Annotated in this window: 22 protein-coding genes and 1 pseudogene; 9 read left to right on the top strand and 14 right to left on the bottom strand. The window is 45.5% G+C overall.

The genetic code is table 11. The annotated features are described in order from the left end of the window. The first annotated feature begins 83 nt into the window (after positions 1–83). From KDW03_RS05025 to KDW03_RS05015, 3 genes are read left to right on the top strand one after another with little or no spacing between them, the layout of a single operon-like run. Positions 84–578: a tetratricopeptide repeat protein gene (locus tag KDW03_RS05025; RefSeq protein ID WP_271436295.1), complete on the top strand. Its 495-nt coding sequence runs from the start codon at positions 84–86 to the stop codon at positions 576–578. Further along, on the top strand, positions 511–1,344 hold the full coding sequence (locus tag KDW03_RS05020; RefSeq protein ID WP_271436294.1) for an SDR family NAD(P)-dependent oxidoreductase: 834 nt from the start codon (positions 511–513) through the stop codon (positions 1,342–1,344). Before KDW03_RS05025 ends, KDW03_RS05020 begins: the two co-directional genes overlap by 68 nt. Then, positions 1,341–2,606, top strand: a complete 1,266-nt coding sequence (locus KDW03_RS05015) for a sensor histidine kinase (RefSeq protein WP_271436293.1) — start codon at positions 1,341–1,343, stop codon at positions 2,604–2,606. Before KDW03_RS05020 ends, KDW03_RS05015 begins: the two co-directional genes overlap by 4 nt. On the opposite strand, the gene KDW03_RS05010 is transcribed toward KDW03_RS05015, so the two are convergent. From KDW03_RS05010 to KDW03_RS04975, 8 genes are all read right to left on the bottom strand, one after another. Next, positions 2,560–3,684, bottom strand: a complete 1,125-nt coding sequence (locus KDW03_RS05010) for a pyridoxal phosphate-dependent aminotransferase (RefSeq protein WP_271436292.1) — start codon at positions 3,682–3,684, stop codon at positions 2,560–2,562. The genes KDW03_RS05015 and KDW03_RS05010 overlap by 47 nt on opposite strands. Beyond that, positions 3,666–4,361 carry a phosphoribosylformylglycinamidine synthase subunit PurQ gene (purQ, locus tag KDW03_RS05005; RefSeq protein ID WP_408648358.1) on the bottom strand — a complete coding sequence of 232 codons (696 nt, stop codon included), beginning with the start codon at positions 4,359–4,361 and terminating at the stop codon, positions 3,666–3,668. Before purQ ends, KDW03_RS05010 begins: the two co-directional genes overlap by 19 nt. 5 nt (positions 4,362–4,366) lie before the next feature. After that, positions 4,367–4,999, bottom strand: a complete 633-nt coding sequence (locus KDW03_RS05000; RefSeq protein WP_271436290.1) for a DedA family protein — start codon at positions 4,997–4,999, stop codon at positions 4,367–4,369. Between the two features lie 19 nt (positions 5,000–5,018). Further along, positions 5,019–5,516 carry an FKBP-type peptidyl-prolyl cis-trans isomerase gene (locus tag KDW03_RS04995; RefSeq protein ID WP_271436289.1) on the bottom strand — a complete coding sequence of 166 codons (498 nt, stop codon included), beginning with the start codon at positions 5,514–5,516 and terminating at the stop codon, positions 5,019–5,021. A 108-nt stretch (positions 5,517–5,624) separates the two neighbouring features. After that, positions 5,625–6,209 carry a GNAT family N-acetyltransferase gene (locus KDW03_RS04990; RefSeq protein WP_271436288.1) on the bottom strand — a complete coding sequence of 195 codons (585 nt, stop codon included), beginning with the start codon at positions 6,207–6,209 and terminating at the stop codon, positions 5,625–5,627. Positions 6,210–6,236: 27 nt separating this feature from the next. After that, complete coding sequence (locus tag KDW03_RS04985; RefSeq protein WP_271436287.1) at positions 6,237–8,813, bottom strand: FtsK/SpoIIIE family DNA translocase; 2,577 nt, start codon at positions 8,811–8,813, stop codon at positions 6,237–6,239. Between the two features lie 2 nt (positions 8,814–8,815). Next, positions 8,816–9,622, bottom strand: coding sequence for an undecaprenyl-diphosphate phosphatase (locus KDW03_RS04980; RefSeq protein WP_271436286.1), 807 nt, complete (start codon positions 9,620–9,622; stop codon positions 8,816–8,818). Positions 9,623–9,631: 9 nt separating this feature from the next. Then, on the bottom strand, positions 9,632–11,905 hold the full coding sequence (locus tag KDW03_RS04975; protein ID WP_271436285.1) for a Tex family protein: 2,274 nt from the start codon (positions 11,903–11,905) through the stop codon (positions 9,632–9,634). A 184-nt stretch (positions 11,906–12,089) separates the two neighbouring features. Between KDW03_RS04975 and KDW03_RS04970 the strand changes: the two are divergent. Then, positions 12,090–13,306 (top strand): annotated as a pseudogene (locus KDW03_RS04970) (integrase catalytic domain-containing protein). 390 nt (positions 13,307–13,696) lie between these two features. Here KDW03_RS04970 and KDW03_RS04965 read toward each other — a convergent pair. Then, entirely contained in the window at positions 13,697–14,269 is a 573-nt protein-coding gene (locus KDW03_RS04965) for a hypothetical protein (protein WP_271436284.1), read from the bottom strand. Continuing rightward, complete coding sequence (locus KDW03_RS04960) at positions 14,266–14,754, bottom strand: hypothetical protein (RefSeq protein ID WP_271436283.1); 489 nt, start codon at positions 14,752–14,754, stop codon at positions 14,266–14,268. Before KDW03_RS04960 ends, KDW03_RS04965 begins: the two co-directional genes overlap by 4 nt. Positions 14,755–15,015: 261 nt before the next feature. Between KDW03_RS04960 and KDW03_RS04955 the strand changes: the two genes are divergently transcribed. The 5 genes from KDW03_RS04955 (at position 15,016) to KDW03_RS04935 (ending at position 20,773) form a co-directional block, all read left to right on the top strand. Continuing rightward, positions 15,016–16,899 (top strand): alpha-amylase family protein, encoded by a 1,884-nt coding sequence (locus KDW03_RS04955; protein WP_271436282.1) that lies wholly within the window; start codon positions 15,016–15,018, stop codon positions 16,897–16,899. Between the two features lie 108 nt (positions 16,900–17,007). Continuing rightward, positions 17,008–18,465, top strand: coding sequence for a GGDEF domain-containing protein (locus tag KDW03_RS04950; RefSeq protein ID WP_271436281.1), 1,458 nt, complete (start codon positions 17,008–17,010; stop codon positions 18,463–18,465). Continuing rightward, positions 18,417–19,145: an EAL domain-containing protein gene (locus KDW03_RS04945; RefSeq protein ID WP_333907708.1), complete on the top strand. Its 729-nt coding sequence runs from the start codon at positions 18,417–18,419 to the stop codon at positions 19,143–19,145. Before KDW03_RS04950 ends, KDW03_RS04945 begins: the two co-directional genes overlap by 49 nt. A gap of 3 nt (positions 19,146–19,148) precedes the next feature. Further along, positions 19,149–20,165 carry a PilZ domain-containing protein gene (locus tag KDW03_RS04940; RefSeq protein WP_271436280.1) on the top strand — a complete coding sequence of 339 codons (1,017 nt, stop codon included), beginning with the start codon at positions 19,149–19,151 and terminating at the stop codon, positions 20,163–20,165. A gap of 5 nt (positions 20,166–20,170) precedes the next feature. After that, on the top strand, positions 20,171–20,773 hold the full coding sequence (locus KDW03_RS04935; RefSeq protein ID WP_271436279.1) for a uracil-DNA glycosylase family protein: 603 nt from the start codon (positions 20,171–20,173) through the stop codon (positions 20,771–20,773). Positions 20,774–20,834: 61 nt separating this feature from the next. Here KDW03_RS04935 and KDW03_RS04930 read toward each other — a convergent pair whose 3' ends face one another. From KDW03_RS04930 to KDW03_RS04915, 4 genes are read right to left on the bottom strand one after another with little or no spacing between them, the layout of a single operon-like run. Continuing rightward, positions 20,835–22,442 (bottom strand): heavy metal translocating P-type ATPase, encoded by a 1,608-nt coding sequence (locus KDW03_RS04930; RefSeq protein ID WP_271436475.1) that lies wholly within the window; start codon positions 22,440–22,442, stop codon positions 20,835–20,837. Then, positions 22,358–23,038, bottom strand: coding sequence for a cation transporter (locus tag KDW03_RS04925; RefSeq protein WP_271436278.1), 681 nt, complete (start codon positions 23,036–23,038; stop codon positions 22,358–22,360). The genes KDW03_RS04930 and KDW03_RS04925 overlap by 85 nt, the downstream gene beginning before the upstream one ends. A gap of 3 nt (positions 23,039–23,041) precedes the next feature. After that, a complete protein-coding gene (locus tag KDW03_RS04920; RefSeq protein WP_271436277.1) occupies positions 23,042–23,257 on the bottom strand; it encodes a heavy-metal-associated domain-containing protein in 216 nt (71 codons plus the stop codon). Positions 23,258–23,274: 17 nt separating this feature from the next. Continuing rightward, entirely contained in the window at positions 23,275–23,565 is a 291-nt protein-coding gene (locus KDW03_RS04915) for a metal-sensitive transcriptional regulator (RefSeq protein ID WP_271436276.1), read from the bottom strand. Positions 23,566–23,777 lie beyond the last annotated feature (212 nt).

Below are 23,777 nucleotides of genomic sequence, written 5' to 3'. Positions count from 1 at the left end.
TTTTTACCAGGGAGAAAGGCTTTTTTGGCCTTTCTCCCTTAATTATTTTCTTTTTTAACCGAAAATAAAAAAAGGGAGGAAATATGCCTATCAAAACCTTTGAAGAATACCGTGATATAACCTATGAGGCTGTAGAACTCTTCCACAAGAAAAAATACAAACAAGCCCTTAAAAAGTTTCTCGCCCTCGAAGAAACCAACTACACCAACCTCAAAGTACACGAAATGCTCGTGTATATCTATATCCAGCTCGGTGAGTTTGAAAAGGCTGACGAACAATACCGTATCTACCTAGAACTTCTCTCTGAGCAGTATCCTGACATACCAAAACGTCGAACCTTTGAGGAGATCGTTGAGAGTGCGGGAAACTATGAAGAAGCCCAACATTCGTATGAAAATCTTTTAAAAGAACCGGAAAAATACAACATCTTTGAAGGAATGGCTATAGCAAGCAGGCTTGCCATTCATCATATGAACCGGGGGGAATATGAAAAAGCAGAGGAGGTTCTCCGTGTCTACCAGAGCATCTTCTATCCCGAAACGATGGAAGCCCCGGTGGGTGCTTATTACGGGGAGTAGTCAGGGACTAGGAAAGTCTCTCGCTTTTGCCTGTGCACGAGAGGGTTTTTCTCTCATTCTCGCCGCGCGAAGACAAGAGATCCTTGAAGCCGTCTCTCAGGAAATCACCAACCAGTATCAGGTAAGTGTTCACACGATTATGGCCGATCTCTCCACCCCCGAAGGTGTAGATACCCTCTGGCAGTGGTGTAAACGTCAGCAGATATGGCCGGATATTCTCATCAACAACGCAGGACGAGGACTCTTTGGGTGTTTTGAAGACCAGCCCGAACGTGATCTCCACCATCTCCTCTACCTCAACATGGAATCTCTCACCCTCCTCTGCCATCGATTTGGACCTAAGATGATGGAAAACCATGGTATCATTGTCAACGTGAGTTCTCTTGTGGGACTTATCCCTACCCCGTATTTTTCTGTATACAGTGCCACAAAAAGTTATGTCCTTCACTTCAGTCGAGCTCTAGCAAGGGAATGGAAGCACAAAGGCATAAGCGTATGCTGCCTTGTGCCTGGTTATATGCGTACAGGATTCGATACAAATGCTGCTATCGAAAATTCCTCGTATCTTCAAGTGTCTCGCTCTCTGGGAAAAGATCCTGATAAAGTAGCAAACTATGCTCTTCCCCGCATTCTCAAACGCAAAACTATCATCTATGCCAGTACAGGTGATACGTGGTTAGCCCTTTTCTTAGGACTGGTACCCGTTTCTCTTCGTTCTCTTATTGCAAAAATTTTCTTAAAACGTTTTGCTGAAAAAACCTCATGAGTCTTTTTGGATGGTTTTTTCTCGGCTGGCTTTTTGAACTTGTTACTCTTATTTTCGTGCTTTTCCCAGGGCATGTCTCGTGGTGGATAGGAGTGGTTTTATTTTGTGTTTTTTCTCTGGTTATGGGAGGACTATTTTTTCTTCTCAAAAAAGATATCCAGCACGCCTGGCAAGGCCCTGCCTCTCCTCTTTTTGTCCGGGAAATCACAGATCTCACAGACAGCTGGAATATCCGTCTCAAGGAAAAAAGAGAAACAATAGAACTCTTTCAAAAAGAACTTGACCGCTGGCATGAAGTCCTCGAGGGAATTCCTTTTCCCACCACGATTATCAACGATCATGGAGAAATCCTCTTTGCCAATCAGGGATTTCAAAACACCTTCCAGGTGAAAAAATTCTGCTGGGAGATCCCCTCCCACCATTTTACCATCATCCTTGAAGATCTTTTAAAAAGAGGACAGGGAACAAGCTCTCCTTTCGCTCTCAAAGAGCGTTACTACAGCATTTTTCTTGCCCCCCTTTTAGAAAAACGTTTTCTCCTCCTTTTTGTTGATAGGACAGAGGAAATCCTCCGGGAACAGCGAGAAAAAAACTTCATCGCTCAGGCAGCCCACGAACTCAAAACCCCCCTTACCGCCCTTCAGGGCTACCTGGAAATCCTGGAACCAACCATTACCCCCCAACAAGAAAAAAGCTTTTCCGTGATACGCCACCATCTCTTCCGGCTTATCCAGCTCTCACAGGACCTTCTCTCCCTCCAGCGTGGAGAATCTGCTCCCCTCCAGGTAGAAGATGTTGACATACGAGAGATTGTTTCAAGGCTTTCTGAAATATACACCCCCCGTTTCACTCAAAAGGGCTTGCGTTTTACGGTAAATATACCGGAAAAACCCTTCATCATCAATGCCGACCCCCTTGCCATCGAAGAAATCCTTGTCAACCTCCTGGACAATGCCCTCCGTTATACAGACAGAGGCGATGTAAAACTCACCCTTTCCTCCACCAGAGACAAAGTAACCATCACATGTGAAGACACGGGCATAGGCATCAGCGAAAAAGACATTCCCCATCTTTTCCAGAGATTCTACGTAGCTGACAAAGCCCGTTCGCGCCAAACAGGAGGAACAGGGCTGGGCCTTGCTCTTGTCAAAACCCTCGTCTTGCGCCATCATGGAGAGATTTCTGTGAAAAGTGAAAAAAACAAAGGAAGCGTTTTTACGGTAATCCTGCCTCTCGAACAGCCAGAAGAAAAATCTTTTTAAAATACGTCATATCCCTGGGGCCCCCTACAGTAATTCTTACAAAACGTGGATCATATCCGAAAGACCCAAGCGACCTTACCGTAATCCCATGATTCTCAAGATACTCCACAATTCTCTTATACTCTGGCCCAAAATCACAGAACACGAAGTTTCCACCCGCAGGAAGGGGATGTCGTCCCTCTTTTTCAAGAAAATCTATCAAGGCTTTCCTTTCTCTACAAATAATCTCAACACTTTCCCATATACGATTTGGGTGGGTGAGTCTATACCACGCACCTTCCTGAGCCAGAAGTCCCAGATTAAAAGGAAGACGAATCTTTTCCATCTGCTCCGCCAAGATCGGATGCGACACCGTAAATCCTACCCGAAGCGCCGCAAGTCCAAAAGCCTTGGAAAGGGTATGCATGATAATCAGATTGGGATAGCGAGTCACAAAATGAAGTCCACTCTCTCTCCAGTTTGCAAAATGAATATACGCCTCGTCCAGCAGAACCAACACATCAGGGGGGATTCCCCTGAGAAACCTCTCAAGATCATCGCCTCCATGGGTGGTTGAGGTAGGATTGTCTGGATTAGAAAAAACCACGAGTTTGGCTCTGGTTTGAATCGCTGTTTCTTTTAGAGCATCCAGATCCACCCAGAGGTTTTTTCGTCTCACCTCGACAACCCGTGCCCCCGCCAGAATCGCCCGCGTCCGATAGAGACTAAAACTCTGCTCAGGTATCACTACCGTATCCCCTGGATTTACAAACGCCATCATCACCATCTGAAGTGATTCACCGGAACCATCTCCAAAGACAATCTGTTCTGGAGAGATGGAAAATCCCTCTCTCTCAAGAAAACTTATCACAGCCTCGCGAAGTCGAGTTTGATGGCTATCAGGATAATACTCAAGAGAAGGGGATGAAAGTATCCTTTTAATATGTCGTTGAACATCAGAATTATTGATAACGAGATTTTCGTTGGATGCAAGTTTTATCCGTCGTTTATAGCTACCCGAGGGAGCCTTTCCAGCCACATACCCAGCAAGCGATTTGACCTCAGGGCGTATCAGAGAAACTAAGCGCTCTGTATCCACTGAATAATCCCCTCAAAAATCCTTTTCCCATCAATGGAACCCATTTCAAATTCACTACTACGCTCAGGATGGGGCATCATGCCCAGAACATTGCGCTGGCGATTCAAGATACCGGCAATACTATCGGTGGAACCATTGGGGTTGGTGTCTTGAGAGACCACGCCGTTTTCATCACAATAGCGGAAAACTACTAGATCATGCTCAAGTGCCTCTTCAAGATCCTTTTGGGGAAGAAAGTAGTTTCCCTCTCCATGAGCAATAGGTATCTGAATCACCTCTCCGGATCTATAAAGACCTGTAAAGGGAGAATTCGTTGTAGCTACTTTGAGATGCTGTTTTTGACAGAGGAAATGTTGCGTCTTATTGTGGAGAAATGCTCCTTTCACAAGATGGGTCTCTGCCAGAATCTGAAAACCGTTACAAATACCGAGCACCAGCTTGCCCTTCTCCGCGTGACGTTTCACCTCCTGCATCACCGGCGAATAGTGTGCAATCGCACCGCTTCGGAGATAGTCTCCATAGGAAAAACCTCCGGCCAGAATTACCACATCAAGATCATCAATACTGGTTTCTGTATGCCAGACATAACGCACCTTACTCTTGCATACCTCGCTCAGCACCCAGAAGGTATCACGATCACAGTTAGTTCCTGGAAAAACCACCACTCCAAAGTTCACCTGCTTCATGGTTTTTCTCCTTGCTTTTTCGTCGGTTTCAAACCGTTGTAGACCATCCAGACTACGAAAAGTCCCACAAGAATCACAATAGCATACGTAATAAGATGATAGTAGCGCTCAAAAAACGCCTTTTGTTGGTAAAACCAATACCCCAGGATAAAAAGGATCAGATTCCACAAACCTGCCCCAAGGGTTGTATAAAAGAGAAAAGGTAGAAGAGGCATCCTGGAAAGCCCTGCAGGCACAGAGATCAGTTGACGGATAGCAGGGACAAATCTCCCGATAAAGGTAGAAAGATTCCCGTACTTCACAAAAAACTTCTCGGCTTTCTCAACGTTTTCCCGGGTAATCAGAAGAAAATGGAGCCACCGAGTATCTGCCAACGCATAAAGCACAGGGCGACCTATTATCACCGCCAGAATATAATTTATCAGCGCACCACCAAGTGCACCAAGGGTACTTACCGCCATAACAGCCATACCGTTAAGCTTCCCCTGGGCCACGAGATAAGCAGCCGGTGGAACCACAACCTCAGACGGAAAGGGAATAAACGAACTCTCTATAAGCATCAAGAGAAACACAGAACCATAATTGATATGGTTCATGTACCACGTGAGAATTCCGGTAACCCAGGGCATCTCTTACCTCAAGAAAGTCTTAATGGCAATCACAACTGTCATCATCACAGCTACAATCATCACACCCCTCATCTCCCATCAGGGTATCAAAATCTTCTTTTGTGGCATCACGAACCTGCAGTACTTTGATCTCGTAGACAAGATCCATACCAGCAAGAGGATGATTCCCGTCAAGAGTGATGGTATTTGGACTGATGGCTACCACACGAAAGATATGGTAATGTTCCCCATCCTGCCCGTAAACAAACATCCCCTCTTCAAAGCGATCCGCCCCATCGATCTGTGACTTTTCTACTTCAAAACGCAACTCAGGATTATACTGACCGTAAGCCTCCGCAGCAGGAATAGTCACCGTAATTTCGTCTCCTTCGTTCTTTCCCTCGAGTTTCTTCTCGAGTCCAGGGATAATAAGCCCCTGACCATGAATATAGGCGTAATTAGGAGAAGAATCTATCACAACACCATTGGTATCCTTCAGCGTGTAGGACATTTCCACATACTTGTTTTCCTGGATCATAGACTTTACCTCTTCTTTTAGGATGAAGTATTGTAAAGCTATTTTGAGAAACTTTCAACAAAAAAGATTGCTTTTATTGAGAAATGTCTTCTCATACAAAAAACACCCCTAACCTCTTCGTCTCATCATCACATGTTCTCCCCCTTTCCAAAACCTCTTGCCCACAACAACAAATCCAAAACGTTCATACAAACCAACATTTGAGGGATTCTGGGTTTCAAGATAGACAGATGCTTCGTTTTTGTCAGCTTCGGTCAAAAGACAGAAAAGCATTTTTTTGCCTATGCCCTTTCCCTGGCAGGAAGGATCCACCGCGATCACCGTGAGGCAAAAATCTTCTTCCCTCAAAAACTTCCTTCTCCAGAAAAAACTCACCACTGCAAAAGCTACCACCCGTACCAATCCCACAACTCCAAGGGTTTTAAAGAAACAAAACCCCTCTTTCACTGCCCACAACCCTATGTCAAGCCCATGGTCATAGGGTTCTTCCCAGATAACCACTCCTTCCAAAATCTCAGAACTCATCCACACATGACGAATATGCTCACGAAGAATAAAACGATACAACGCTTGAATTTTTCTTATCCTCTTGCGCTCGCAGGGAAAGAAAAACCGATACAACGGATCATGAAAAAACGCCCGGGCGATAAGTTGTGCTGCTTCATCTACAAGAGTCAAAGGTAGAGGTACCATAGTCCCTCCCTTTGTTTTTATATTTTTTTATTCCATCTCCAGGTATTCACTCACCTCGTCAGGCGATATCAGCACTGTCCTTGGCTTACTCGTCCCGGTACTCGGACCAAGGATACGCATCGAATCCATCATATCCACAATACGAGATGCCCGATTGTATCCTATCCGCAGCTTCCGCTGGAGAAAAGACGCCGAAACCTCTCCCGTTTCTGCCGCAAGTCGCAATGCCTCTTCAAAGAGGGGATCTCGTGGGCCCCTTTCACCACTACTTAGAGAAGGATTTTCCACTTCCTCCATGAGTTTTTCAACATCAAGAAGATACTCTACCTTCTTCTGGCGTTTGATTTCATACACGAGGGTTTCTATTTCCTTTCCAGAAACATAGGGAGCCTGAAGTCTCACAAGGTCCGTATTCTTCGGACACATGAAAAGCATATCCCCTTTTCCGAGAAGCTTCTCCGCGCCCCCCCTATCAAGAATCGTCCTCGAATCCGTCTGGGAACTCACCCGAAAAGCCACACGAGAAGGAAAGTTTGCCTTGATAATCCCTGTGACCACATCCACACTCGGGCGCTGTGTCGCTACGACGAGATGGATCCCCACCGCTCGAGCCATAGCCGCAAGCCGTGAGATCACCCGCTCCGTCTCCTTGGGGATACGAAGCATCAGATCAGCAAACTCATCAATCACCACAACAAGATAATACAATCTCTCAAATCCTTTTTCAGGAGGACAAACTTCATGGTATTCCTTGAGATTGCGCACTCCAAGTTCACTGAAGAGTTTGTATCGCCTTTCCATCTCCTTCACAACCCACTCGAGGACAACGATCGCCACCTCAGGTTGAGTAATAACCGGAGCCAGAAGATGCGGTAGCCCGTTATACAACTCGAGTTCCACCATCTTTGGATCAATGAGAAGAAACTTCAATTCATCATAGCTTTTTTTAAAGAGGAGACTCGCAAGAAAAGCGTTGACATAGACACTTTTTCCACTGCCCGTCGTTCCAGCAATCAGGAGATGGGGCATTTCGACAAGATCTTCTACAAGGATATTGCCCGTGATATCCTTGCCAAGAATGAGAGGAAGAATCGCTTCGCTTTTCTCAAACTCACTACTTTCCACTACTTCTCGAAGCAAAACATGACGTCTCTTGCGATTAGGTACTTCAATGCCCACCAATCCCTTTTCTCCGATCGGCGCCACAATCCGTATATCTGAAAACCCGAGATTAAGCCCGAGATCCTCGACAAGACTGGTAATCGAGCGGAGTTTAAGTCCTGAGGGAATCTGAACCTCATACCGTGTGATCGCCGGTCCGCGGCTATAACCAACCACCTGGACATCTATCTTAAAACTCTTAAATGTCATCTCAATAAGATTCGCAACCGACTTGACCTCTTTTTCATCCTCAGGACCAAACCGTTCCCGTAGATCTATCTCCAGAAGAGATGTTGAAGGCATCATGTATGTGGAAGTCCTTCTGACCGGCTGATCATCCCGCAGCGAGAGATACTCCTTGTGAGATGCTTTAAGTGGTTCCTCCAGTGAAGATTTTTCGTCAGTAAAAAGATCGGCAGTATCTTTATGATTTTCGGATGGTTCGAGTTTCTCCTCTGGTTCAATCGTTTCCTCACTCTTTATCTCTGCGGGTTCTCCCCCTGTTTCGAAAGATTCTTCTCCAAAAAATTCTTCATATCCTGGATGTGAAAAAGACTTCTCCTCACCAGAAAGGATAGAATCCTCGTGTTTGTCCCGATCTTCGCTTTCTTCCCCGGAAGAAACAAAAGACTCTTCCTCCTCGATACCACAGGCACGTGCAAGCTCCTTTTTCAAGGAGAAAGAAGCATTACTATCAACAAGCCAGAAAGGAACCTCGATATTGGCATCAGAGGCATGCATCCCTTCTTCACTCTCTGTAACCGAACGACGCAAAAAGGCCGGTTCTTCCCTTGTCGATTCAGCCTCCTCTCTTGGGAAAAACTCCGGTAAAACCTCACCAGGACCCTCTTCAGCCTCGTCAGGAAAGAGATTCTCCCCTTTCTTCGGGGAAATCGCCTTCTCAAGCTCAGCCTGTTTTTTGGGAGCAGAAAAGAGTATCTCGATAATCCCCCCTCCTATCAGGGCAAAAAGCCTCTGAAGAAAACGAAGGGAAGCTATAAGCGACCAAAGAAAACTCACCAGAAATATCCCCGCTCCAACAAAGGGAGGTGCGACCTCACTCATTGTCTGGGCAATAGCAATCCCAACAAGTCCTCCCCATCGATAGTCAGGTTGCGGCACAACAAAAGCACAAAAGGTCGAAAGAGACAGAGCAGCAATAAAAAAGAGAAGCACCTTGAGCCATATCTGCCCCAGTTTACTCTTGGCAAGAACATGGAGCCCCACCACAAGCAACCCAAAAGAAAGAAGAATCGCCGATGGATAGCCATAGATAATCACAAGATACGAAGAAGCCCATGCACCAGCCTTTCCAGCGATATTTTCCACCAACTGATTGGGCTGCGAGACCAAAAGAATAGTATCCCCCGGATGAAAACTCAAGACAGCAAGAAGTAAAAACGCACTTATTCCCAGGCAGAGATACCCTATGACAACCCTCACGTTTACTGCATCCCCAACACTATCAACACTATCATCCCCAATAAAATCCTATAGTATCCAAAAAGCTTAAAATCATGTTTCTGAATATATGCCATCAAAAACCGTATAGCAAGCCAGGCTACCACAAACGATACCAAAAATCCCACCCCAAGAACCACCATCTCCTGAGTCCCAAAACCACCGGCATGCTTCACGAGCTTGAGTCCCGAAGCCCCCACCATCACCGGAATAGCAAGAAAAAACGAAAACCTCGCCGCACTCTCACGGGAAAGCCCAAGCAGAAGCCCACCCAGAATGGTCGCAAGAGACCGTGACGTTCCCGGCACAAGTGCCAGACACTGGAAAACTCCCACTCCCAAAGCCTCCCGCCAATTGAGATTTTCAAGCGTTTTCCCGTGGGAAAAACGCTCTTTCCCCCATCTCTCCACAACAAGAAGTATCACCCCATACCCAACGAGGGTAATACTCACCACCAGGGGAGTAAAAAAATGTGCATCGATCCAATCATCAAGCAAAAACCCCAGAGCAAATGCCGGCAACGTACCAAGCAACACAAGCCCCCATAGACTCAACACATTTTTGCGAATACCCTCTCTCCCAAAGGGCCAAAGCTCCCCAAAATACAAAACCACAACCGCAAGAATAGCTCCCAGTTGAATCACCACCTCAAACGAAGAAACAAACTCACGAGACCCGGCAAGCTTTACCACCTGATCGACGAGAATCAGGTGCCCTGTACTACTGATAGGAAGAAACTCCGTCACTCCCTCTACAACGCCCAAAAGGATCGCTTTTGCAATTTCTATCATGACCACTCCTTACTTGTCAAACTTGACATTTTTGAAAAAATCTCCCAGCGTAGGATGAAGTGGCGCAGGCTTTTTCTCTCGAGAAGAAGATCCTTTCCTTTCCTCAAGGACTCTCCCCTCACGAGGCTTTTCTTCTCTCTGCCTTACCTTTTGAGTCCCAAAAGGATCACTTTTCAGAGAAAGCCCTATACGTTTTCGCAGGGGATCAATCTCTACAATGGTAAACTCTCGCACATCCCCCACTTTCACTATCTCGGAGGGATGATGAACAAATTGATCACTGAGTTGAGAGAGATGAACCAGCGCCGTCTCTTTAATTCCAATATCCACAAACGCCCCAAAATCCACCACATTTTTTATCTTGCCCTTCACCTTCATCCCAACCTTGAGATCCTCAAACTGAACCACACCCTTCTGCAAGATAGGCTGCGGATAATCTTCACGAGGGTCACGGTTGGGTTTTCGAAGCTCCTGGATGATATCCTGGATAGTCGTGTCACCTACATTGTATTTTTTCTTGAGTTCAGCAAGAACATCCCTTGAGAGTTCCTTGCCTGATTTCATATATGCCAGGATTTCTCTGGCAAGAGGATAGTTCTCTGGATGAACCCAGGTATTATCCAGGTATTCATCAGACTCAGGGACCTTGAGAAACCCTGCTGCCTGTTCAAACGTCTTGGGGCCAAAGCCAGGGACACGTTTCAGCTCCTCTCGACTTTTGAAAGCTCCTTTCGCATTACGATACTCGATAATATTTCTTGCAAGAATAGAACTCACCCCAGAAACATACCGGAGAAGAGCGGCTGACGCGGTGTTAATATTTACCCCTACCTGATTCACCACAGACTCCACCGTTTCATCCAGTTTATTCGCAAGCTCTTTCTGATCGACATCGTGCTGGTAGAGTCCAACACCCAGAGCCTTGGGTTCGATTTTCACAAGCTCTGCCAGGGGATCCTGCAGACGGCGCCCGATGGAAATAGCCCCCCTCACCGTGAGATCGAGATCGGGAAACTCCTCTATCGCAATATCCGAAGCAGAGTAAACCGAAGCCCCATCCTCATCAACAACCGTAAACTGGATAGGAAGATTGTATTCACTGATCATCTCAGAAACCAAAAACTGCACCTCATGGGAACCTGTTCCATTTCCTATGGCAATGAGTTGTACATTGTACTGTCGAATGGCATCCACAAGCTGGGCTTCGGCTCTCTCCGCCTGATGCTGATAAATAACAAAATGGCCAAGATACTTCCCGTTCTCATCGAGAGCAACACACTTACTCCCTGTCCGAATACCGGTATCAATAGCCAGCAATCTTGTCCGTTTAATAGGCGGCTGCATAAGCAAATGTTTGAGGTTTTCGGAAAACACGGCGATCCCGTGGTTCTCAGACTGCTGCGTGAGCTGGGTTCGAATCTCACGAAGTACCGATGGCACCAAAAGACGTTTGTACCCATCTTCAATAGCTGCCCTGTGATAGGTATTGGCAATCGTGTAGGTAGCATAAAGCTTCTCAAGGCCCGTATCCACATCAAAAACAATCGATGCCTCGAGTTCACCTTCTCTTTCTCCACGATTGATGGCCAGAACATGATGCGGCTTAAGGTCAGAAAGAGACCTGGTATAGTCGTAGTACATTTTGTAGACACTGACATCCGCCTCTTTCAACCCCTTGACCTCAAACTTGCCTGTCTTCTGGACATACTCCCGAACAACAGCCCTTCTATCCATATCCTGGGATACCCTTTCCGCAATGATATCCATCGCTCCCTGAAGAGCCTCTTCCACTGTATTGACACCAAGCTCAGGATTAAGATACTTTTCGGCCTCTTTTTCGACATCGGCATTTTGCTCCATATAGTCCGCAAGAGGTACAAGCCCCTTCTCCATGGCAATCATGGCACGGGTTTTCTTTTTCTTCTTGTAAGGAGCGTAGAGATCCTCGAGCTCAGTGAGTGTCTGACATTTGTGAATGTTGACAAAAAGATCTTCCGTGAGTTTTCCCTGTGAAAAGATGTTTCGCACCACCTCAAGCTTCCGCTCCTCGAGGTTTTCGAGATAGCTCAGCTGATGAGAGATATCTCTCACCTGCACCTCATTGAGAGAGCCCGTGACCTCCTTTCGATAACGGGAAATAAAAGGGATAGTGTTTCCCTCTTTGAGAAGAGAGACCGTTGCCTGTACCTGATGGACAGGAATATCAAGAAGTTCTGAGATACGACGAACAATCGCATTCGCATCCACGGTAAGAGAATCAATCCATTCTTTTGTAAACTCCATATCCTACCTCATATGAGATTTTTCTCTGTTTATTTTAGGCAAAAGAAGTGTTTTTGTAAAGTAAACGAATTGCTTCATAATAAAAGTACTCGAAAAGGGAACGTTGCTTCAAAATAAAAAAGTACTTTAAATTTGTGTAAAATAATCCAGTTCAAAGAACTGGAGGTAAAAGGTGGAGTTAGCGATGTTTGAAAGGAGACCTATTTACAGGGAAACGGCAAAACAATATCAAAAAGCCAGCAAAAAGGAAAAAATGGAGATACTGGATTACTTTGTGAGGATAACAGGTTTAAAAAACCGAAACTATGCCGCCAGGCTCTTGAGGCAGCACGGAAAAACCATCTATGTAGGCAAGAAAAATTACCTTAAAGCCGACATAGCCAAGAAGGGCAAAAGACCTGGCAGAAAGAAAAAATTCGGCGAAGAGGAACTAAAACTTCTAAAAAAGGTCTGGGAAATTGAAAACTACATGTGTGGCAAACGTTTAAAGCCGATTCTCAATGAAGTTTTAGATAATCTCTTAAAACGGACATCTCCACGGTTCTCCACAGGCTATAGAAAACTTGCGCCATATAAGTGCTTCAAGTATTGACCGACTTTTGAAACATGAGCGTAAAAGCTTGAGATAAAAAGGACGAAAAGGCACAAAACCTGGAACGTTGTTAAAGCAACAAATAGCTATACGCACGTGGGCAGAGTGGGATGAAAATTGCCTGGTTTTATGGAGATTGATCTGGTTGCCCATGAGGGAGGAAATAGCTGGGAGATTTTGCTCAAACATTAAATATGGTGGATGTTTGGAGCGGTTGGACAGAGCTTGTGGCAATCAAAACAAAGCTTCAAAATGGGTAAGAGAAGCCATAGAAAAAGTCCAAAGAAGACTTCCTTTTGATTTACGGGGAATTGATTCTGATACGGTGCTGAATTTATTAATCATCCTCTGCGTGATTGGTGTGAGAAGCATCAGATAAAATTTACAAGGGGAAGAAGCTCCCGTTCCAATGATAACTGCTACGTTGAGCAGAAAAACTATTCCATAGTCCGCCAGAATGTTGGATACTTCCGCTACGATACCGAGGAAGAAGTCTACTACTTGAACCGACTCTATGCGTATCTCAGGCTTTATGCCAACTTTTCAACCGTTATGAAAATGACAGAGAAAAGAGAATCGGAAGCAAGGTGCAAAAGAAGCATGATGATATTAAAACTCCCTACCAGCGGCTTTTAGAAAGCTCTTATGTAAGTGAGGCACAAAAGGAACGCCTAACAAGGCTTTATAAGGCTCTCGATTTGTTTCACCTAAGACAAAAAATTACAGCTTGCCAGAGAAAACTTTTCAGCCTTCAAAAGAAAAAGAATGTAAAAAACAAAAATTTGGAGGAAACTGTATGGAATTTTTGAGTACTTTTTTTTGTGAGGCAATGATTCGAATTTCGAGTACTTTTTTATTTGACGCAACGGGGTAAACGAGAGGAGAAGATACATCTGCTTGAAATGAGGGAGCCAAAACAAAAGAAAATTCTTATTTCAAACGTAGCGCTGGACCTCATGCCCCGGGAGAGAAAAACATAACAATACGACGGAAAACCAACCCTGCCAGAATGGCATCCTGTCTTAAAAAGTGTATTGTTAAACGTTTAACCATACACTTTCAGGGATGCTCTTCCCTATTTTACAGTTTCTCGAAAGGCACTGCATCGTAATACGGGAAAAGAAAGGATGCCCCTCAACTTTTGAGGGGCCTATCAGAGATTTTTCCTCAAACCTCACGCCCAAAACGGTTGCTTTCCACTACAACTCGTTCATGAGGCGCCTTTTTTCCGTCTCTATAATCGTCTGATTGGTAATAAGGAAGATGATATTACTGAGTTCTGTATTCATCTTTTTCATAAGAACATAATCATAGACTTTGACAGTGGAGGGAGCTTCGAGCTGGAGACGAACATCAATTTCCCCGTTTTCCCCACGAGTTCCGTTGGTTAATACCCCATACCACGCAGCAAAGTTCGCCGTTCGAATGGACGGCTTCCCATACGTATCCTCAAGCTTTTCAACAAGCGATAAGTAATCAAAATAGTTTGAATTGTACTCTATCGTAATATGAAAACACACATTCGAATAGAACTGCATGTAAAGATTATTGATAAACGGTTTATAGGTAGCCTTCAAAATAAAAGGTGTCTGTTCATTAATCTTCCCAAAAAAACGGGCTTCATCAATCTTAAAATCCTCACTCTTGGCTATAATATCTTCCGCCTCCTGCTGGGTTTGTCCAAGGGTAAGCCCCATATAGCTGAAATACCGTTTTTGACCAATAAGCAGAAGGCAAAGCACGGCAATTCCCAGCGCTTTGAATCGTCTCATCTACTAAAAACCTCCAGATCATGTCTCAGATTTTGAATCTTTTGAATAAGATTTTTCAGTTCGGTATTTTCTCGTGCAAGAGACTCCTGCACTACTGGTGAGGGCTCCATGTCATTGAGCGCAGCAAGAGACTTTTCAAGATACGCAATTCTCTCTTCATACTCTTTGATCTGCTTAAGAATAGCAAGTTTTGTTTCTTCGGAGAGAGAATGCTGAGAATTTTTGTTTTCCAGTGCCCAACAGGCCACCTTTGCCGTTTCTCTCACGTAGGGTGGCTGAGAGCTATCCTCTGCCAGTTGTTGAAAATAAAAAAGAAGTGCTTCTTCATGTTGTTCGGGGGTGATGACCCCATTGCGTAGAAGAATATGCCCTATAGGCTCGGTGTAGTTACTCGTCTGAATATTGTATTCCTGTTCCTCGAGGGCCATCTGGAGCTGCTTTTCCGTCACCATTTTGAGATGGAGAAGAACCTCACCAAACTTCATAGCGACCTCCGTTTCAATACCTATTTAATATATCAATATATCGACGAAAAATAAAAAAAATAAAATAGAAAGCCATCACTCATCCGCCTCTTGTTTCCAAAATCATAAAAAGCCAAGTTCATGGCGACAAAACTACCGTCGCTCTCACGAACACCTTCTTCAAATTTCTCAATACTTTTCCCATTTTCTCATAAAAAAAGGTTGCTTTTTTTCTTTTTTATGCTATACTTAATATAAAAGTCTTTTCAGAGGAGGATAACAATGAAGCGATTTTTCTTATTGGTGGTCTTGATTCTCGTGGGGTGTGGCCCGTCTCTTACCCAGGCGGATCTCCCTCCGGATAGAAATGAAATGGGCTACAAGCCAGAAAGGCGTAAGATCATCATCTATCAGATGATGACCCGCCTCTTTGCCAACACCAACACCAACCGTATCTTCTATGGCAGTATGGAAGAAAACGGGGTTTCCCGTTTCAATGACATCACTGACACCGCTCTCAAAGCACTGAAGGATTTTGGTGTTGACTACATCTGGTACACCGGTGTCATCGCCCATGCCACGATGGAGGATTTTACCAGATATGGCATCCCCATGGATGATCCTGATGTTGTGAAAGGTCGAGCCGGATCTCCCTACGCCATTCGAGATTACTACGATGTTTCTCCCCTGCTTGCTCACAACGTCCCCAAACGGTTGGATGAATTCCGCGCCCTGGTTGAGCGAACCCACCGAAACGGCCTCAAAGTAATCATCGACTTTGTCCCCAACCATGTGGCCAGAGGATACAAATCCCTTGCTAAACCCAAATGGGTAAAAGACCTCGGGGAAACCGATAAGACCAATGTCACCTTTGATCCCAACAATAATTTCTATTATCTCCCGGGAACAGAATTCCAGGTCCCAAAGGGATACGACCCTGCCGGTAGCAATGTCAAGATTGCCGGCGAAGATGGAAAATTTAAGGAGATCCCCGCCAAGGTCACGGGAAACGATGTTTTTTCCGCATCACCCTCGTTGGGCGACTGGTTTGAAACGGTAAAACTCAACTATGGTGTAGACATCAAAGGCGGACGAAAAACCTACTTTACCCCCACTCCCAACACATGGGGCAAGATGCGGGACATCCTGCTCTATTGGGCTTCTTTTGGCGTCGATGGTTTCCGCTGTGACATGGCAGAAATGGTTCCCGTGGAATTCTGGGGATGGGCTATCCCACAGGTCAAGGAAAAGTATCCTCACGTCATTTTCATAGCAGAGATCTACAACCCCTCGGCCTACAAAAAATATCTCACGCAGGGGAAGTTTGACTATCTCTATGACAAGGTAGGACTCTACGATTCTGTGAAACCCTTCATGAAGAAAAAACCAAAATACGATCGAAAAGGTTTCTACTACGCATGGCTCAAGGTCAAAGACTTCTCCGATCACATGCTTGCCTTCCTCGAAAATCATGATGAGGAGCGTATTGCCTCCAAGGGCTTTGCCGCCGATCCATGGATGGGTGTCCCCGGCATGACCGTTGTGGCAAGTGTCTATGCTGGTCCTGTTATGATCTACTTTGGACAGGAAGTAGGAGAACCTGCCGCTGGCAAAGAAGGATTTGGAGGGGACGATGGCCGAACCACCATTTTTGATTTCTGGGGCGTCCCCGAACACCAGAAATGGGTCAATGGTGGAAAGTTTGACGGAGGACTCCTCTCAGAAGATCAGAAAAAACTCCGCGCTTTTTACCAAAAACTTCTTTTGCTCGTCAAATCTCATCCGGCTCTCGCTGAAGGGAGAATGTATGACCTCAGCTTTGCCAACGAAGCCGTCCAGAAAAACGAGAAAATCATCCCTCAAAGTGAGGGATTCAGCGATGGAATCCTTGCCTTTGCCCGCTACACGGATGGCAAAATAGTGCTTGTCGTGGCAAACTTTGAACGTGAGGCTCGACAGTTCTTCCTCAAGCTGCCCGAGAGTCTCTGGCAGGCAGCAAAACTCCCTCCCTCAGGAACCTATCTGGCCCGAGATTTATTGGGTAATCTTCCTGACATCACCTTTGATGCGGCTAAAACTACGAACCGATTTCAGCTAAAGGCTGGTGTTCCCATACAAATAGGTCCTGTTTCTGCTGCAATCTATGAGATTCAGACAAAACAATAACCAAAGAGCCAAAACGGGGAGGGGTACCTCCCCGTTTTTCGTGAAAAGAAAAAGAAAGTCTTATCTTTTCAATGGATTGATGCCGATAATTACGTGAGGGGAGTAAGGATGAAGCTAAAAAATGAGATATTTCTCACTACCGCGCTGATTATTACGATCAGTCTTTTTCTGGTTCTCGTAACCTTAAATGCATTTTTTGTCTATGTTACCCACGAGGAAATGAAAAAATATGCTTCTCAAACATCGTCTATCATCCTTGAAGATCTCCAGAAATGCCTTGACAAACCACTTGCGCGCTATGACGAAAAAGGAAATCTCATAAGCAGCGAGAATATCGGCATAGAAAAATCCCTTATCCTTTCGTTTTTTCATTCCACTTCTTCTGGAGGTTTTTTCTGGGTAGAAAAACAACCCTACATCTGGCTCCGTCAGTCCAATGTTGTATCGTTGTTTTTCCCTTTTACACTCACCCACATCAAACAGTACACCAACTGGATTGTTCTTCTTGTTTCTTTTCCGCGAGGGCAAATCCTCCCACTACACAACCCCCAAAAAAGACAAGACGATATTCTCAAGTTTCTTACCACCCATCAAGAAAAACTCCTCTCAGAGGGAGATGTGCCACCAGTATTGCAAAAAGACTTTCTCTGGCAGGCGAGGGTTATTACACCAGGATTGATACTGGTAAGTGGGTTGCGTCAGAAATTATTCTCTAACCTTCTCAAACATTTATTCTACATCGGAGGAACGGGACTTTTGGTATCGCTGGTTCTCTTCTGGTTTCTTTTTCGTTCACAAATTGGATCTTTTTTCCGCACGTGGGAAGCATTTCTTGAAGGTGTCCAACACTTTGAACAGGAAGACTACCATTACCGTATCCCCCTTTCCAAAAACACCTCTCAGGAACTTCAGCAAACCATTGTAGCCTTCAACAATCTCGCCGAAACCCTTGAGGCAAGTTACTACGCCAATGATAAACTCTTCCAGCAACTCAGGTACAGCTACTACCATGACAAACTCACAGGTCTCCCCAACGGCAACCAATTCCTCGAAGACTTTTTTTCTTTTGAATCTCCAAACCTCTTTCTCTTCGATATCGAAAACTTTAGCGAGTGGAACATGTATTTCGGGAGCGCTGTAGGGGATCGCGTCCTCGAGCAAACAGCCAAACGCCTCGCCAACCTCTCCATTTATCCCAAGACATCCCTCTACAAACTCTGGGCGGATCGTTTCCTTTTGGTTATTGATCAGCCAATGGAGAGACGAGAACTTGAAATCATTGCCACTTACTTTCTTGAAAATCTTTCCAGTATCTCTTACGAGATCGAGGGACAACAGATCTATCTCACCTTTATCGCCGGTATTCTGGGAGCCAATCTGCTCGCCCCAGGTATAGAGGGCAATGCCGTTCTCACTGCCATGGCGGGCCTGCTCAAAAAAGCAAAGGGCATGAAAACCACTTTTTTTATAGCAGAGGATATCCAGACACTCTCTCTCTCCAAAATAAAGAAAACCTCATCACCCTTGGAAAACTCAGGGATGCAATCCAGAACTCCTACCTTGTAAACTTCTATCAACCCATCATCAACAACCATACAGGAAACTTTGAGAAGTATGAGGCTCTTGTAAGAATCCAACTTCCCTCAGGGGAAATGATCCCTCCTCTCTCTTTTTTAACCCTCGCCAAACAGGCCAAGATCTATTCATTCATCTCTCGGAGTGTTGTTCAACATGCCCTTGATCACTTCCGAAATCTTCCCTATCAGGTTTCCATAAACTTTACCCCAGAAGATCTTTTAGACAAAAAACTCAAACATTTTCTTTTAAATTCCCTCTCCAATTTTGAACATCCCGAGAGAATTGTTCTGGAAATCACCGAATCCGAAAGTATCCAGAATTATGAAGAGATTAAGGAAAATCTTAAACCCTTTCTTGCTCTGGGGTGTCAACTTGCCATTGATGATTTTGGATCAGGCTACTCCAACTTTGCCCATATCTTTGCTTTACGCCCCCACTTCATCAAAATTGACGGTTCGCTTATCAAAAACCTGGACAAAGATGAAACAGCCTACGCTGTCGTGAAGGCAATATGTCAGTTTGCCCGAGAACTTGGTGCCAAGACCGTCGCCGAGTATGTCCACAATGAAATCATCTGGTATAAGGTAAAAGAACTAAAGATAGACTACTCACAAGGTTTCTTTTTTAGTCCTCCCGTGCCGTATGATAAAATCTTTGGCAAGGAGTAGCCGATGGAAGGTAATATCATAGAAATGATTTCCCAGAGCTTTCGCGAAGTAAACCGGGTTGGTTCTTTGATAAGTTTTTTCCTGGGATTTCTTATAAGTGGCCTTTTTTTTGTCTGGCTTCGAAGTCTTCTCAAAAGCCACAGAAAAACCGTGATCGAAATCCCTATTGCTAAAAAAATCCACTCACCCCTTGTTGTCAAACCAAAAATAGAGCCAGCTCAATACGAGGCCATCCAGGATATTATTACCGACTTCAAAAAAATAGAAAAAACCGCCCAGGCTGTACCAGCTTATATTCTGGAACGTTACAGTGAGTTTTTTCTCCACTCCATGAAACGTCTCCAGCTCAATAGAAAAAACCAGCAAGAAATCCAGAATACCTATCCTCTTCTCGTAGGTTACCACGCCGAATGTGAGATTTTTAAAAATGAAAAACTCTTTTTGTTTGAAACCGAGGTTAGAGAACGCACTCCAGAGGGTATTGTACTCCAATACGCGCCCAATCTTCAGTTTGTCATAGAAAAAGGCGATGAAATTATCGTTGCCTACACTGTCGACCGTTTCCATTTTCGTGGGAAAACCCGGGTGGTTCAACTACGAAGCGATGACATGTTTGTCATCGCGCCTCTCAAAAAAATCTACCTTTCAGCAGAAAGACGATACGAACGCCTTCCTATTGGGGTAGTCTCTTTGCTGAGAGATATTCGTCAAAAAGATCCCGTGCAGGTGCTTTTAATGGATTTGAGCTGGGAAGGTTGCCGTATACGTGGCCCAAAACTGGATAAAAAAACGGTGTACTATCTCACCATTCCTCTTGAAAACGGCAATGTTCAGCTTGAGTGTGTCATAAGCCGTGAGATTCTCCGGACAGAAAATGATTGGGTGTATAGTCTTGCCTTTCTCTATCTTCCCTACGAAGTACGAGAAAAACTCATGCACTTTCTTAAAGAAAAGGCACTTGAAATTAAGCTTGCTACCATGCACCCTGTCCCTGGTATTACAGAGAAAAAACCACAATAAGTCCTATGGCTATTATCGTTCATCGCTACCTCGAAGAAGCGTGGAAAGAAGGAAAAGAACGACTCTTCTGGATAGTGGGAAGCTTTCCCTCGGTGCTTGTCAAAGAAAAGTTTGAAAGACTCAACCGAGAAAAAGATGTAAATTACTTCTATGGGGGTGGAGGAAACCGATTCTGGCCCACTCTTGCCTCACTTGCATGGAAAAAAGGACTTCTTTCTACTCCAACCTTACCCGAGGGGTGGGATAACCCACAGGCTGTAAGTGCCCGAAAAGACCTGCTTCGTCTTCTTGGGTTGGGCATCACCGATCTTTACCTCGAAGTAGAAACGGAGGGGAAAGCCTCCGATACAGCCATCCATCCCTTGCGAGAAAATCCCCACCTCTCATCCCTTCTCACACGAGAAGGGTGTGTCCTCTTTGCCACAAGCGAAAGGGTTTTGAGAGAACTCTCTCGTCTTCTTAAGAAACATGGTCGTCCTTCCGCTGTAGAACTTGTGCTTCTTCCCTCTCCCAGCCCTCTCTCCAGACGCGCCGGCTATAACGACGAGAAGCTTCTTGCCATCTACGAAAAGATCCTCACCACCTTTCTCACCTCTCTCCAAGCCTAAGGGGTTGTTATTTTCAAAACGCTCCCTGCTTATGGGAGCAAAGAAAAGTCCTTCTCAAAAATCAGAAAAAGAGCGACTTCTCTTTTCTCTTCAAAAGTCTATACCGCAACCACAGCGAACTCCCCACCACCGAAAGAGAACTCAGTGCCATCGCGACCTCTGCCACGACGGGATGCATCACCCCCATCAGGGCAAGAGGAAGAGCAAGCAAATTATACCCAAACGCCCAGAAAAGGTTTCTTCGAATCGTCCTGAAGGTAGCCAGGGAAATCTCTCGTGCCCGAAGAATGAGAAGTAACGAATGCCCTGTGAGAACAACATCCCCTGCCTCGAGAGCGATATCCGTTCCCGTCCCACGGGCTATCCCCACATCAGCCTGTCTTAAAGCAGGCGCATCGTTGATCCCATCCCCTACCATCACCACTTTCTTCCCCTCCTTTTGAAAACGGCGGATCATAGCAAGCTTTTCCTCAGGCAAAAGTCGTCCATACGCCTCATCCACGCCAACCTCTTTTGCAAGCGAATTCACCACAGAAAGCAGATCCCCTGAGAGAAGCACCGTTCGGATCCCCTCAGCAGAAAGACGCCGGATGAGAAGAGAGGCGTCCTCCCGTACCTCATCGGCAAGGACCACGTATCCCAAAAATCTTTTCCCAAGAGCAAATCCCACCACCATTGTGCCCTGCTCAAGAAACGTCTCAAGCTCTAACTGAGGAGGAATATTGACTCCAAAGGCCTCTAAAAACGCCAAACTCCCTCCAAAAGCCTCCTGCCCTTCAATCACACCCTTCATACCTCGCCCACTTACAGAGACAATCTTCTCTGCCAAAAGCGTACGAGCCCCCCGAGAGGAGAAAAACGCCGAGATCGCCTTTGCCAGAGGATGATGAGAGACAGATTCCAGAGTGAGTGCCACATCAGCAAGCAAACTCTCCCCCCGAAAGGCAACCACCCGTGGACTGCCTTTGGTAAGGGTTCCCGTTTTGTCAAAAACAAAAATGTTCCCCTCTTTTAATCTTTCCAGAGTCTCTCCCCTGCGAAACAGGATCCCTTCAAGGGCTGCCTGCCCCATCCCCACCATCAGAGCCGTTGGCGTCGCCAGACCCAGAGCACAGGGACAGGCAATAACCAGGGTAGCGAGTGAAGCAAACATGGCCATTTCCAGTCTCCCATGGGGAAAATGCCAGGGAAGCCAGACCACAATACCCTCGATAAACCCTCTCATCACCTGGGGAAACAAAAACCAGACCCCAAAAGCCACCAGAGAAAGAAGAAGAACCAACGGCACAAAAACCGCCGTAACCTTATCTGCAAGCTTCTGAATAGGCACACGACTTGCCTGAGCCTCTTCAACAAGCTTCACCACCTGCGCAAGAAAAGTTGTCTCCCCCACCCTGGTAATACGCACCAAAAGCACCCCATCCCGATTCACTGTCCCACCAATCACACTATCTCCCACGTGTTTCTCTACCGGAAGCGACTCTCCTGTTACCAGCGACTCATCAACAGCACTCTCCCCCTCAACAATGATACCATCCGAAGGTATCTTTTCTCCTGGTTTCACAAGCACCACATCGTCCACCATTAACTGCCGTACATCAACATCCTCGACACTGTCTCCCCTGACTCTATGCGCCTCTTTTGCCCCGAGGGCAAGAAGCCTCCCAATAGCCTCACTTGCCTTCCCTGTGGTTTTCTCCTTGTGGTTTTCTCCTTAAGGTAGGTTCCTGTGAGATGAATCGCAAGAATCATCACCCCGACCATCACAAAATCCGGAAAACGATGATCAAGGAGGTGAAAAACACCTGTGATTACCGAAGCTCCTACCCCTACCCCAATAAGCACATCCATGGTAAACACACGCTTTCGAAAAGCACTCCCCACCGCCCGAAAAACATCCCATCCACTCAAAATCACCGTAACAAAACCCACCACAAGCGAAACGACAAAAGCCCAAATATTATCATGCCACAGCATTGTTACCAGAAGAATCCCCACACCCACCCAGCTTATGAGAAGTTGACGAATTCTCCGTTTGAGATTTTCCTGGCTATACTCATCCTCACGAATACCATACCCAATCTCCTGAACTACTTTTTTCACGCGTTCAAAAGGAATATTCTCCCCAACAACAAGAGCTCTCCTCGTAGCAAAATCCACACGAACCTCTTTTACACCCTCAATAGAGGCAATTACTTTCTCCACAGCTAGCGCACACGACGTACAACTCATGCCAGAAACATGAAAAATTTGCTTTTTTTCCATGGTTTATCCTTCGAGTGTTGCTTTATAAGGGGTTTTTGTATTGACAGTCTCAACAAGCCTCTCAGCAGACACACTTTCTTCCGACAATACGTCTACCCTTCCTGACCCGAGATCCACCGAAACCTCTTTGACTCCCTCGAGAGAAAGAAGTGTCCGTTTTACCGTATTCACACACCCCTGACAACTCATCCCGCTAACTCTGAGCACATACGATTTCATACGTTCCTCCTTTTTTCCTACTTGAGCATTCGACGAAGAGTTTGGGCAACCTCATCAATAGCTTCACCATGTCCCTGTCTTATCTGTTCAGAAACACAGGATCGCAGATGGGCTATAAGAAGCTTTTCCTGGACCCCTGCGAGAGCCGACCGTACCGCCGTAATCTGGTTGAGAATATCATCACAATACTGGTCTTCTTCTATCATCCGGGATATCCCCCGGATCTGCCCCTCTATCCGTTTCAACCTCGTAAGAAGCACACGCTTCACCTCTTCTGAATGATGCGGCCCCTGATGACAACTCGCCATACATCAATCCTCCTATACCATACCCATCTATAGTATATACAAAGAAACAAAAAAACGTCAAATTTCTTTCCTATGAGAGTATCCCTCTACCCTGGAAAAAGCAGGAGAGAAACTCCCTTTCTCCGCTCATAAACACACCAGAAGTCGCCCTTTTTGCAGGGAAAAACATTTTTTAAAAATTTTTCAAAATTCTTTCTTATCCTTTTTTTTAA

The sequence above is a fragment of the Thermospira aquatica genome, assembly GCF_023525255.1.
GTDB classification, from domain to species: Bacteria; Spirochaetota; Brevinematia; order Brevinematales; family Thermospiraceae; genus Thermospira; species Thermospira aquatica.
The sequence above is the reverse complement of the archived record's forward strand: the minus strand, read 5'-3'. Positions and strand labels throughout refer to the sequence as shown.

Excerpts from the sequence above, each read along its gene's own strand:
- KDW03_RS04980 (WP_271436286.1), bottom strand. The coding sequence starts at position 9,622 with ATGATAGAAATTGCAAAAGCGATCCTTTTGGGCGTTGTAGAGGGAGTG.
- KDW03_RS04925 (WP_271436278.1), bottom strand. The coding sequence starts at position 23,038 with ATGGAAAAAAAGCAAATTTTTCATGTTTCTGGCATGAGTTGTACGTCG.
- KDW03_RS05000 (WP_271436290.1), bottom strand. The coding sequence starts at position 4,999 with ATGCCCTGGGTTACCGGAATTCTCACGTGGTACATGAACCATATCAAT.
- KDW03_RS04940 (WP_271436280.1), top strand. The coding sequence starts at position 19,149 with ATGGAAGGTAATATCATAGAAATGATTTCCCAGAGCTTTCGCGAAGTA.
- KDW03_RS04950 (WP_271436281.1), top strand. The coding sequence starts at position 17,008 with ATGAAGCTAAAAAATGAGATATTTCTCACTACCGCGCTGATTATTACG.
- KDW03_RS04965 (WP_271436284.1), bottom strand. The coding sequence starts at position 14,269 with ATGAGACGATTCAAAGCGCTGGGAATTGCCGTGCTTTGCCTTCTGCTT.
- KDW03_RS04975 (WP_271436285.1), bottom strand. The coding sequence starts at position 11,905 with ATGGAGTTTACAAAAGAATGGATTGATTCTCTTACCGTGGATGCGAAT.
- KDW03_RS04995 (WP_271436289.1), bottom strand. The coding sequence starts at position 5,516 with ATGATCCAGGAAAACAAGTATGTGGAAATGTCCTACACGCTGAAGGAT.
- KDW03_RS04915 (WP_271436276.1), bottom strand. The coding sequence starts at position 23,565 with ATGGCGAGTTGTCATCAGGGGCCGCATCATTCAGAAGAGGTGAAGCGT.
- KDW03_RS04955 (WP_271436282.1), top strand. The coding sequence starts at position 15,016 with ATGAAGCGATTTTTCTTATTGGTGGTCTTGATTCTCGTGGGGTGTGGC.
- KDW03_RS04935 (WP_271436279.1), top strand. The coding sequence starts at position 20,171 with ATGGCTATTATCGTTCATCGCTACCTCGAAGAAGCGTGGAAAGAAGGA.
- KDW03_RS04920 (WP_271436277.1), bottom strand. The coding sequence starts at position 23,257 with ATGAAATCGTATGTGCTCAGAGTTAGCGGGATGAGTTGTCAGGGGTGT.
- KDW03_RS04960 (WP_271436283.1), bottom strand. The coding sequence starts at position 14,754 with ATGAAGTTTGGTGAGGTTCTTCTCCATCTCAAAATGGTGACGGAAAAG.
- KDW03_RS05015 (WP_271436293.1), top strand. The coding sequence starts at position 1,341 with ATGAGTCTTTTTGGATGGTTTTTTCTCGGCTGGCTTTTTGAACTTGTT.
- KDW03_RS05025 (WP_271436295.1), top strand. The coding sequence starts at position 84 with ATGCCTATCAAAACCTTTGAAGAATACCGTGATATAACCTATGAGGCT.
- KDW03_RS04990 (WP_271436288.1), bottom strand. The coding sequence starts at position 6,209 with ATGGTACCTCTACCTTTGACTCTTGTAGATGAAGCAGCACAACTTATC.